This window comes from Sphingobacterium psychroaquaticum, assembly GCF_900177625.1.
Taxonomy (GTDB): Bacteria; Bacteroidota; Bacteroidia; order Sphingobacteriales; family Sphingobacteriaceae; genus Sphingobacterium; species Sphingobacterium psychroaquaticum.
Genome location: NZ_FXAU01000006.1, coordinates 133,864 through 146,263, shown reverse-complemented (window position 1 = coordinate 146,263; position 12,400 = coordinate 133,864). Strand labels below are relative to the sequence as shown.

General features: G+C 39.9%; 8 protein-coding genes. 7 read left to right on the top strand and 1 reads right to left on the bottom strand.

All coding sequences use genetic code 11. The features are described 5' to 3' along the window. Positions 1–5: 5 nt before the first annotated feature. From B9Y69_RS15165 to B9Y69_RS15135, 7 genes are all read left to right on the top strand, one after another. Complete coding sequence (locus B9Y69_RS15165) at positions 6–1,145, top strand: FecR family protein (protein WP_085473823.1); 1,140 nt, start codon at positions 6–8, stop codon at positions 1,143–1,145. 170 nt (positions 1,146–1,315) lie between these two features. Next, positions 1,316–4,753 carry a SusC/RagA family TonB-linked outer membrane protein gene (locus B9Y69_RS15160; protein WP_085473822.1) on the top strand — a complete coding sequence of 1,146 codons (3,438 nt, stop codon included), beginning with the start codon at positions 1,316–1,318 and terminating at the stop codon, positions 4,751–4,753. Between the two features lie 10 nt (positions 4,754–4,763). Continuing rightward, positions 4,764–6,209: a RagB/SusD family nutrient uptake outer membrane protein gene (locus B9Y69_RS15155; protein WP_085473821.1), complete on the top strand. Its 1,446-nt coding sequence runs from the start codon at positions 4,764–4,766 to the stop codon at positions 6,207–6,209. A gap of 1 nt (position 6,210) precedes the next feature. Further along, complete coding sequence (locus B9Y69_RS15150) at positions 6,211–6,978, top strand: DUF4843 domain-containing protein (protein WP_159451859.1); 768 nt, start codon at positions 6,211–6,213, stop codon at positions 6,976–6,978. A 27-nt stretch (positions 6,979–7,005) separates the two neighbouring features. After that, entirely contained in the window at positions 7,006–8,529 is a 1,524-nt protein-coding gene (locus tag B9Y69_RS15145) for a PKD-like family lipoprotein (protein ID WP_085473819.1), read from the top strand. A 13-nt stretch (positions 8,530–8,542) separates the two neighbouring features. Beyond that, positions 8,543–10,054: a retropepsin-like aspartic protease gene (locus B9Y69_RS15140; protein ID WP_134431240.1), complete on the top strand. Its 1,512-nt coding sequence runs from the start codon at positions 8,543–8,545 to the stop codon at positions 10,052–10,054. Position 10,055: 1 nt separating this feature from the next. After that, complete coding sequence (locus B9Y69_RS15135) at positions 10,056–11,396, top strand: TlpA family protein disulfide reductase (protein WP_234991269.1); 1,341 nt, start codon at positions 10,056–10,058, stop codon at positions 11,394–11,396. 326 nt (positions 11,397–11,722) lie between these two features. On the opposite strand, the gene B9Y69_RS15130 is transcribed toward B9Y69_RS15135, so the two are convergent. Next, positions 11,723–12,340 carry a porin family protein gene (locus B9Y69_RS15130; RefSeq protein ID WP_085473946.1) on the bottom strand — a complete coding sequence of 206 codons (618 nt, stop codon included), beginning with the start codon at positions 12,338–12,340 and terminating at the stop codon, positions 11,723–11,725. Positions 12,341–12,400: the final 60 nt, after the last annotated feature.

Below are 12,400 nucleotides of genomic sequence, written 5' to 3'. Positions count from 1 at the left end.
AATAGATGAAAATCAATCAGCATATAGCAACAATCATACGTAAGTATTTCGACCGAAAGGAGTCCAACGCTGAACGGAAATCATTATACGAATGGTACGATGATATCGACAACAGCCAAAAGATTACACCCGAACGGATTGCGCGTCTGAAGGCGCTTAACGCAGCGCGTCTCTTTCCCTTAACCCGACCGAAGCAAGTTAAAAGACTGTCTACTTTTGTGAAGGTTGCAGCCGCTGTTTTGTTGTTATCGGGATTGGGGTATATCGGCCTTCAATACTACGAAAATCAACAAGAATACGTAATGGGAGCAGCTGAGCTGGCCAAAATTACGCCAGGCACGGATCAAGCCACTATTACACTTGGTTCTGGTGAAACCATAGACTTGGAAAACATAAAACTTAATGACTCTTTAAAAATAGGAAATACGGTTATTTATAAAGATGAACAAGGGCAAATAACCTATGCAGCAGTAGCTGAAGGCCTTAATACAGCAGATATTTACACCGAAAACATACTTCAAACCCCAAAATCTGCGCAGTATAAAGTGATGCTATCGGACGGTACGAAAGTAACATTAAATGCAGAATCTAAACTCATCTACCCTGCTCACTTTGCCTCCGGTAAAGATCGAATAGTCACACTCAGCGGTGAGGGATATTTTGAGGTAAGCAAGACTTCTGATAGCCGTAAGTTCATGGTAAAAACGAAAGGGCAATTGACTGAAGTACTTGGAACCAAGTTTAATATCAACGCATATGCTAATTCAAACAAAACAGTTACCACCTTGGCAGAAGGTTCAATCCGTGTCCAAAGCGACAACCACACCATCGTTTTACAACCGAATCAACAGACAGTCCTTAAAGATGGAGATCTAATCAAGCAGCATATCGATGCCACTACCGCAATTGGCTGGACCGAGGGTTACTTCTACTTCGACAACACAAATGCGGCTGAGATTATTCAACAAATAGGTCGTTGGTATGATATTGAAGTGGAGTATGATGGCAAGACACCGATTACATATAGCGGAAAGATCCCGAAGAATCTAAACCTGGGCAAACTAATTGAGTTACTGAACTACGCTGACATCAAAGCGAAAGCCGTATCGAACAAGAATAACAAGAAAAAACTAGTCATCAATTAATCTAAAAAATGAAGTTAAAACAAACAAAAAGCTAAGAGAATTGCTGAATAAAAAAACCGGGAAAGTGTTGGCCCACCTCCCCGGCAAAATAACATTCAGCTGCAAACGGAAATTTGAGCAATCTGCTCAAATTATAAACAGATTATTCACAACCAAACTAATCAAAGTTAATGAAAATTACGCTAAAAAAACGCTATGCGAAAGGTTTAGCTGTAGCTGCTTTTTCACGAACCGGGCGATGTATGATGACCCCGAAAAAGCAAACGCGTACCCCTTTCCAGAGTGCTTTAAGATCTACGTTAATGAAACTAAACCTTATAGCCAGCCTGCTCGTTATCGGACTATTGCAAGTCCACGGTAATAGTTACGGGCAGAACATTAAAATAAAACGACAGAACGCCAGCTTCGAAGGTATCCTCAAAGAGATGGAGAAGCAGAGCGGCTATATGTTTTTCTATAAAAAAGCAGAGGTATCAACGGTCAAGAACCTTCAGGTTGACTTCAATAATACACCGTTCAAAACAGCCTTAAATGAACTCCTTAAAGACAACAATTTTGAGTACGATTTTTTTGATCAAGCCGTTGTAATTAAGAAGAGCGAAAAGAGCAACACTTCGGAACCAACTGTGGTGAAGCAGCAGCGTATCCTGGGTCGGGTTATGGATAAAGATGGCAAAGGAATTTCTGGAGCTTCTATCCGTATGAAGTCTGACCCGCAAGCTGCCACAAGCTCGGGCGAGGATGGAGATTTCAGTTTACCGGTAACAGCCAGTAACAAAACGTTTATCGTTTCTTATGTTGGCTATGGGACGGTTGAATTTGTAGCTGATCCGAAAAAGGAACCGATCAAAGTTGTTTTAGTAAAGACAGATCAGGAGTTGGAAGCAATTGTCGTATCAACCGGACTTGTTACCCGTAATAAAGAAAGCTTTACGGGTGCTACCGCTAGCTTTACAGGCGCAGAGTTGAAGCAAGTCGGAAATACGAATGTAATCCAAACCTTGAAAACTCTAGATCCTTCTTTTATCTTAATGGAGAACAATTTAATGGGTTCAAATCCAAATGGCTTACCACAAATTGAAATCCGTGGAAAGACGAGTATACCAGGACAGAGTATGAATGACTTATACGGGATGGATCCGAATCAACCCTTATTCATCTTAAATGGCTTTGAAACGACTTTAAGAACGGTTGTCGATTTAGATATCAACCGTATTCTCTCGGTTACGATCTTAAAAGATGCGGCTTCCACTGCAATGTACGGTGCGCGCGCATCAAATGGGGTAATTGTTATCCAGACGATCCGTCCAACTCCGGGTCCGCTTCGCATTACCTACAATAATGACATGAACTTTGAAGTGCCTGACCTTTCCGTCTACAATATGATGAACGCTGCTGAAAAGTTAGAATTTGAACGATTAGCGGGGCGATATCACACCAGCAACCTCACTTGGAAATTAACCTTGGATGAGTTATACAATAAACATTTAACAGATGTTATGCGTGGTGTAGATACATATTGGTTAAAAGAACCTCTCCGCGACTTCGGTTTCACCAATAATTCTTCCATTTATGTCGATGGCGGTGCCGAGGCTTTCTCCTATGGTGCCAGCTTTAATTACAAACGACAGAACGGTGTAATGAAAGAATCGAACAGAGACTCCTGGACCGGAACTGTTTCATTAATATACAAAAAAGATAATTTCACCTTTGACAATGAAACATTCATTCGTGGTTATCAGGGACAAGAATCTCCATATGGCGCCTTCTCTACTTGGGTAAATACAAACCCTTATTTTGAAAAAAATACCACGGACCCATTTCTTGAAAGAGCCATAAACTCTCAAAACAGCTACGTATATACCCTTAACCCTATGTATGAAGCGAGTTTATACTCCTACGATCGCAACAAGAACGTGGAGATTCAAAATAATATGCGCTTCACCTACAAAATCAATGACCGTTTCAATTGGATAACAGGACTTCAGGTAATGAAGGGCTTTACCACTAGCGAACTATTCCGAGATCCGAGAAGCAATGACTTTGTTAATGTAATTGAGACTCAAAAAGGAACATACAGACAGGGTAAAGTAGATAACGATTCGTACAACTTCAATACGATGCTTACCTATAATCACATTATAGCGCAGCTCCATTCTATTACCGCTAACTTTCGTGTTGAAGCTGCACAGCGTAAATCGGGCAGTTTCGTCACGGACCTAGAAGGATTCCCAATTGGTAGTGATGGTAATCCACGCTATGCTTATTCGTACAAGAATAATAGTTCCCCTTCAGCTGCAAAAAACACCTACCGTACGCTGAACGGCTTATTTGCAGTTAACTACGCCTATAACTCACGCTATCTATTTGATTTTTCCTATCGGGTTGACGGATCGACCGCTTACGGAAGTGAAAATCAATACTCCCCTTTCTGGTCGACTGGTATAGGTTGGAACCTGCATCAAGAAGATTTTCTAAAAGAACACCCTTGGATCAACAAGTTAAAACTAAGTGCAAATGTTGGGATAACGGGTAATCAAAATTATGGCTCCGTTAGCTCTTTCAGAACATACGACTACGGATCCAACAGCTACTACAATTCATTTGGCAATACGATCGCCTTATCTTCTATCGGGTTTCCTGATCTAAAGCCGCAGGCAACAAAACAATACAACTTTGCTGCTGATTTCTCTTTATTCAATAAAAGATTCAATGCTTGGGTTAACTACTACATAAAAGATACGGATCCTTTGGTTGTAAGCAGTAACCGTCCTTCATCTACTGGTGTCCCTCGTTCCCCAATCAATGCCGGCAACCTTGTTGTAAAAGGCATCGAGGCCCGGGTAGATTATACCATAAAACAAAACGAGGACCGCTCTTTTGTTTGGAAGGTGAATGCAACCGCCAACCATTACAAAGATCAATATCGAAATTTTGGAGGTGCGCTCGCGGCATTGAATGGTGAAGAGGCTCTTAACAAAACACTTATTCGCTATGCTGATGGGAATAGCTCTACTGCTATTTGGGCAAAGAAATCAATGGGTATTGACCCACTAACTGGAAGAGAAGTTTTCTTTACAGGAGAGGGACAGTACACCTTTGACCCCACTAAAGCGGAGGTGATGAATGTCGGAAACACCATCCCTAATTTCGAAAGCGTTTTCTCCACTTCTGTTTACTACAAAGGTTTTAATTTTGGTGTTTACTTCAGATGGCGCAATGGAGCTGATATTTTCAACACCGCTTTATACGACAAAGTTGAAAATATCTCATTCACAAACATTGTAAGGAACCAAGATAAGAGAGCTTTATATGATCGCTGGAAAAATCCTGGAGACATTGCATCTTTTGTCTCGATCCGACAAACAAATAGTTTAAGTGACCCTTCTTCCCGCTTTGTGCAACGTGAAAATGTATTATCAGGTGAATCCTTAAATTTCGGATATACCTTTTCACAACAAGCCTGGCTACAAGCCTTAAAAGTGAAATCATTAAATGTTACAGGTTATCTAAACGAATTTTTTAGAGCTTCGACTGTACTTCGCGAACGCGGAATTAGTTATCCTTTCGCAAGGTCTGGTTCATTAAGTATCCGGGCATCTTTTTAATTGACATCTTATGAAAAGAAATACAATCAAATTAGTGCTTCCTATAATAACGATCCTTTGTGGACTGTTATCGTGCAATAAATATCTCGATGTTAAACCAGAAGGTTTTATCGATGAAGAGGAGGCGTACAGAAATGAATCTACGGTTAATGCCCGTTTGAATAATGCCTACATATCATTAGCAAGTAGCTCTCTCTATGGAGAAAACATGACAATGAGCACCGTAGAAGCATTAGGACAACGCTTTAATTTAGTGGAGGATAATAAATACTACCAAGTAAGTAAATACAATTATACCACGGCTGAGTCCAAGAATCTTATGGAACAGATCTGGAAAAAAGCTTACACCACAATATTAGATGTAAATGAATTTGCTGAAGGGCTAGATAAACACTATCAAAGAGCAGGCTTATCTGAAACAACGCGCGATATATATAAAGGAGAAGCGATTGCTATCAGAGCTTTTATACATTTCGATTTATTACGCCTTTTTGGTCCTGTATATAAAACAGATGCGACCAACATCGCAATTCCATATAATAAGACAACGAAAAGTGGTACACTTAAGTTACTTACAGGCAAAGAAGTAATAGAAGAGGTATTAGCTGACCTCAAACTTGCGGAACAGTTATTATTGAATGACCCTATTTTGAAAAATGGCCCTATGCCGGGTACAATAGTAGGTGCTAATAATTTCATGCGTAACAGAAATTATCGTTTTAACTATTACGCTGTAAAAGCACTACAAGCCAGAGTAAATTTATACATCGATGATAAACCGACGGCTTTACTAGCAGCTAAAGAGGTCATCGGCGTGAGTAATTTCTTCCCTTGGACGACCGTACAAAATGCGGTTTCAGAAAAGGAAAATCCCGATAGAGTCTATACAACAGAGATGGTTTTTGGGATACAGAACAGTAACCTTTATGCGCGATATAATGACCTCTTTAGTCCGGCGCTTACGGGAGCCAATATTCTTTCGACCAATCAAACACGATTAAATGAATGGTATGAAAACAACGGTAACGATTACCGTTTTAATCCGTTTTGGGTGGTCCCTTCTGATGGTAGTAAAACGTATAGAACATTTATCAAATATCAAGATATTGTTGACAAAACTAAGGTATATCGATTCTCAATGCCCTTATTAAGACTCAGCGAAGTTTACCTCATAGCGGCTGAAACGGAACCGATAGCCAGTCAAGCATTGGAATATCTAAACAAGGTTCGTAATCAACGTGGTATTCTGAGCCTGAGTGGTACTGTCAATATGGATACAGAAATACAAAAAGAATACCGCAAGGAATTCTTCGGAGAAGGTCAATTATTCTTTTATCACAAACGAAGAAATCTACCGAATATTCCAAATGGAGCAGCCAATACTGGAAACATCGTTATGAGTAAGAACACGTATGTCGTACCACTTCCGGACTCGGAAACACAACCAAGACAATAACATGAAAAGATTTGCACAAACAATATGTATACTATTCGCGCTGATGAGTACTTTTTCTTGTGAGAAAGATAAGCTTATAGACTACAGTGGCGAACCAAGCATATACTTCTTTGAAACCAACCGTCCGCTAAAATTTCAGGGCGAAATTCTAAAAGATTCTACCATAATTGAGTTCGCTGCAACCAATTTGACAGATAGTATACAGCCCATCGTGATAGCTACCCTTAGTAAGCCTGAAAATGTGGACCGAAGTTACATCTTAAAAGTAGACCCGAAGTCGACTGCTATAGAAGGAACGCACTATGAATTCGTAACCAAGGATTTTGTAATCAGCAAAAACGAAATACAGGATACAGTCTTTATAAAATGGTCAAAAAAACCAGAAATGGCCAACACGGAATTTAAACTGTATCTGTATATAGAGTCGAACGAGAACTTTAATACTGATATGAAAGACCGGGTCATTAACCCAAATACAGGTGAAAAGATATCACATATCAAGTATCAAATAATTGCCCATGATATGATCCCTAAGCCCGTCTACTGGTTGGATTCCTTTTACGGGCCTTTCACCAGGAAGAAGTTCTTGTTGATGTGTGAGGTATTTGATATGGAGCCTCTATACTTTATCAATCTTATGGATATATCAGAGATGACAGCGCTAGCCAAGATGATGCACCGCTACTTGAATGAACAAAAGGCTGCGGGCAATATTATTTACGAGGATAATGGTACACCAATGACAATGGGTTCCGTGGGACAGCAATAGGAGCCTCTATCAAAAAAGATAAATATTATGAAATCTAAAATATATAAAAATATAGCCATACTTTCCTTAATCCTGACCATGTTAGCCGTTTTTGCAGCGTGTAATAAAGATTTAGGGAACTACAACTATACCGAATTAAATGCCGTGGATACGGTATATGATTTACGTGATACCACCGTTTTGTACAACTCTCGTTTTCAACTAGCTCCCAAACTAAGTTTCACCTTAGATCCTACGGCGAGCCCGGATGACTATACCTATGAATGGGTATATTTTACAGGCGTTAAGGATGAGGATAAAATTGCGATCTCTACTGAGCGAGCTATTGATTACGAAGTGCGTCTATCGCCGGGAACACGGGTGATATACTACGCGGTAAAGAATAAGAAAACGGGTATAGAGAAGCGTTTTTCATTTAGACTCACCGTTGTAAACGAAATAAACGAAGGGTGGATGTTCTTAACAGAAGTGAATGATGTCGCCCGGGTAGATATGCTCTCGCTCCATACCACAGGAACAAAATTCGACCTGATTAAAGATCTACTAGCGACAACAAAGTCAGACCTTCATTTAACGGGCAAACCACGTTCTCTATACGGTTATACTTCTGGTTTAGCAACAAGCCTAGGTGCAAATTTTTCTTATGCGTTATACATCAACACAACAGAAAATGGTTTTCGCTTAGAGCCAAATACATTTGCCTGGCAGAGCAATTATACATTAAGCAAAGAGATGATTGGCGCTCCTGACAAAGTGAGTGCTGATGTTATCAAACGGAATAGCAGCAATCGCGCCTATATGATTAGTGGAGGGAATTTATACCTTTTTGATCGGGTTAACCAATTGCGTTTTGGCATTGAATTAAATCTTATCGCCCTAAAAAATCAATCTTTTAAAGTTGCGCCATTCATTGCATCCAATGAAAGTACGACAAGTTCAACTGCAGCCATCTTTTTTGATGACACCTATAAAAGATTTGTAAAACATACAGGAACCGCAGCTTCATGTACCGAAATTCCTGACCCAACAAATAAGCTCTTTAGCTTTCAAATCGACAAAAACCTTTTGTACATGACCCGAACCCCGTACAACAGTGGTGAGGTTTTTTCTGTACTTCAAGATTTGCAGTCCCCTAAGCGATACATCGCACGATTTAATCCTGTAAATAATGCACAAGCTTTCTTTGAGGAAATAAAAATCCCTGATTTCGACAAAGCCGAAAATTTTGCTGTCAGCCCTGTGTATGGTTACTTATTCTATTCGATAGGTAGTAAAGTTTATGAATACGATATGTTCGCTAAAACCACGAAAGTTATGGCTGACTATGGCAATCAAAAAATTACCATACTACGGTTCTATTCTTTCCAAAATGCAACCAAGTATACGGGTGAAAAAGATCTTATCGTGTGTACATATGATGAATCAAAACCTGTTGGCGAAGGTGGTAAAATGGACATTTATGATGTACCAGGGTTAAACGCGCAGATTACACTTAAGAACAGCTATAGCGGTTTTGGTAAAGTACAATCATTGATGTACCGTGAAAGATAAGGGAAGAATCAATATGAAATTACTAATTAATGGGTTCATTTTAATAGCTGTAGGTTTTTTCAGCCTACAAAAGAGCTACGGTCAAGGCACTGAACAAATTGTTCAGGCCTTGCGCCTGGCTTTCCAAGAAAAAAATGAAACAGTAATTCTTCCTTATTTATCTCCAGACTTTACCGTTGCAGGAAATACGGATGGCGGTGCTAAAGGCATCCTAAAGCACATAATACAGGAATATCCCATAAAGGATATTAAAATTCTATCGGAGGAAAGCGTTAGCGGAGGTCAAAAAATTAAGGTAGCCGTAGATCAAAACGCAGACACGAAGAGCCAAACCAATATCTATATCGATACAAATGGAAAGATTCGTTACATCGACTTGTTCGATCAGCTCTATGGCATGAATCGATACGGGACCGCCAAGCTACGGACCCGTATCCCATTTGAAAATAGAGATGGCTCCATTATCCTTTCCGTTCGGATCAATAATTTTGCGCGTCCCTTACGTCTATTGTTTGATACCGGAGCTGATGGTATGGCCGTTAGTCAAACCTTAGCCGACGAAATCGGCCTTACGGTAACGCGTCAAAACAATGCTTCAGTAGTAGGGAGTAATATTGCAATTCAGGTATCCGATAAGAACAGCATCTTACTCGACACCTTGAAACTTGAGAATATGGGGATTGCCATATTTGCAACAGTAGGTCACGATGTCGATGGGATTATTGGTAATACCCTGGTGAAACGGTTTATTGTACAAGTAGATTACGACAAAAGCGAGCTTTCTTTATTCGACTTCGGCGATTTCAAAAATAGTGGTAAAGGGACATCTGTTCCACTTCGTATGTCCAATGGTATGCTTTCCTTGCAGGGGGAATTAACGATTAAGCCCGGAAAAAGCTACACCGGAAACTTTGTCTTCGACACAGGTGCTGCCTATCACTTAATCTGTTTCCGTCCATTTGTTCGTGATAACAGACTGCTAGTAAACGGCTTCAAACCATTGTACAACGGTTCGACAGCAAGCTTAGGCATGGTGTCGCCTACATATACGGGACGGAGTCATCAGTTTTCTTTAGCAGGTATAGAACCATTGATGGCAATGCCCATCACACTTATGGCAGGTAGCTCCGCAAATGAAAATTGGCGTCCTGCTTTTGACGGTTCCATCGGCGTTCGTTTGATGAGTCGTTATAACTTTGTAATTAATGTGCAGCGCAACGAGCTATTCCTCACAAAGAATAATACCTTTCATTATCCACATGATTTCTTATTAGGGGAAACCGTACTGGGATGGAACCACCAAGGTAAGCTGGTGATACTCCAATCATTAAATCCGACATCCCCCCTATCCCCTGCTGGCAGTGAAGTGGTTCGGATAGGTAATATCAAAGGAAGTGAATTACGTGATGCACCAGAAAAACTAACCGCCCTCCTTCAGTCGGACGCGAATCTTAGCGTGAATGTAGACATCTTGGAGGACAACAATTTAAAAACACATACTCTATCTCTTGAAAAAAGATTTTAACATGAAAAAAATAACACTTTCAATATTCGGTATCATTCTATCCACCCTTATGTATGCGCAGCAAGCTAGCATTATTAATGGTACAGTGGTAAAAAAGGCATTAAACAAGGTGTATCTATACAAGGTATACAATGGTAAACTTAGTGAAATCGCGACTTCTACCCCCGATAGTTTAGGACAATTTGCTTTCAAATTTACACCCGCTTACACCGGGTTGTATGCGCTTGGCGGAAGTGATTCGTTGGCGCTGCGAACAACAAAAAACTTCTATTTTAAAGGAGGTGATGAGTTAAATATTGAGCTTTCAAATGGGGATTATACTTTGGTTGGCGAAAACACGAAAGAAAACCTGCAAATGGCGAAGTGGCACGACCGAACAAAGAAGATGGCTGCAAAAGCATTTGGTATGACAGGAAGAAGTACATTTGTTGATTTCTTTCCTGACGTAGAAGAGCTAAATGAAGAAATCGCAGGCATTAAATCAGCCGTTAACACGGGAAACCCAACCTTCGATAAAGAATTTGCATCTATCGTAGATTATGATTTCGCCTATATCGCCATTGGATACATCTATACACCAAGACCCGCGCATCCTGGCAAGGAAGAAATGAGCGATTATTACGTAAATTTTAATCCAGACCATTTCTTAAAAGATGATCTTTTAAAGTTCCCATATGGAAACAGACTGCTCAACCAATTGATCTTTAGAAAGGTAGATCTAAGCAAAAAACCAGATCTTGATCAACAGCTGTCCGTTATTCCAACTACCGCTCTAAAAGGACAATACGCTATTAACGCTATGGAATCCACGAAATCATATAGTGACTATCTAGCACAATATGAAAAGTATAGCGCATACTTGATTCTACCAGAACAAAAAGAACGTGCAAAACGTGTAGAGTTAAAATTAGTAGATACCAAATCAGGAGCTCCAATTATTGACTTTTCTTTTGAAGACACAAAGGGAACGAAACTTTCATTATCTTCCTTAAAAGGCAAAATGGTACTGATGGATGTATGGGCTACCTGGTGCGGACCGTGCAAAGCAGAAGAACCACACTGGGAAAAACTAGTTGAGAAATACGAAGGTAAGAATATTACATTCCTTGGCATCTCCGTAGATAAGGATAAGGATGCTTGGATCAAATATAACGTAGACAAGAAATTGAAAGGTTTGCAGGTGCATGCTGGACCACAAAATGACCTTTCTAAATTTTATAAGATCACGGGTATACCTCGGTATTTGCTGATCGACAAAGCTGGTAATATTATTTCGGTGGATAGCCCACGTCCTAGTGATCCAGCATTGATCAAGCTAATTGATCAGGGCTTAGCACGATAGGTTTAATTAGTTTATAGACAAAAAAGGGGCAACGAATAACTATTCGTTGCCCCTTTTTTTTGTTTGGAGTTAGATAGTTGGTAGTTGATTGTTGGTAGTTGGTAGTTGATAGTTGGTAGTTAACGGCGCTTAGAAAGCAAAAACGTCACTGCGAGGAGGAACGACGTGGGGATCTTTGTAAAGCTAAAAACCACTGGTCACTAGCTCACTAAAAGATTGCCGCACCTTCATACCTCAGGTTCGCAATGACGTTTTAAAAGGTTTTAAAATCCTATTTGTTCATTAACACGCTTGTCGTTAACGACGCTTAGGAATCCACTCCCTTCTTAGAATTGGAAGCCAATTCCGAATGATAATACGTTGTTCTTTGTTTTACCAAAGCTATTTTCAGCAGCGATATCAATTAAACCAAAGCCGTAACCTGCATTAATCAAGAAGCCGTTAGCCAACTTGTAGCCTAACATTGTATTGATACCAAAGTCAAAACGTTTAAGATCTTTATCCGTACCACTTCCCCATTCCACATCCGTTTTAACATCTCCAACTTTATATTTTCCTGATAAACCAATTCCAGCATAAGGACCAGCACCAATAAATACATTACCTGATCCCGCAGGAATATAATAAACTGCATTTACAGGCACCTCTAAATACATCAAGTCTGTTTTTGTTTCGAAGTCTTTATCCAATTTATCATCGGAGAACTTACCTCCCTTTCCTTGCAAGGATAATCCAGGTTGGATAGAGAAATTACTTGCTACAGGTAAGTCTGCATAACCTGTCACATAGAAGTTCGTAGAAGACTTCGTAGACATTGAAACACCGTTTCCTGAGAAGGAAAGTTTAGGAAGGTTCACCCCAGCTTTCAACCCCCAACTTGTTTGTGCTTGCGCTCCGGCAGCTAAAATAAATGCTGCACCTAGTGTAAGTAAAGTTTTTTTCATGATCATAATCTTTAATTTTCTGATATATACATACCATTACAAGATTTAGACCAAAAACAG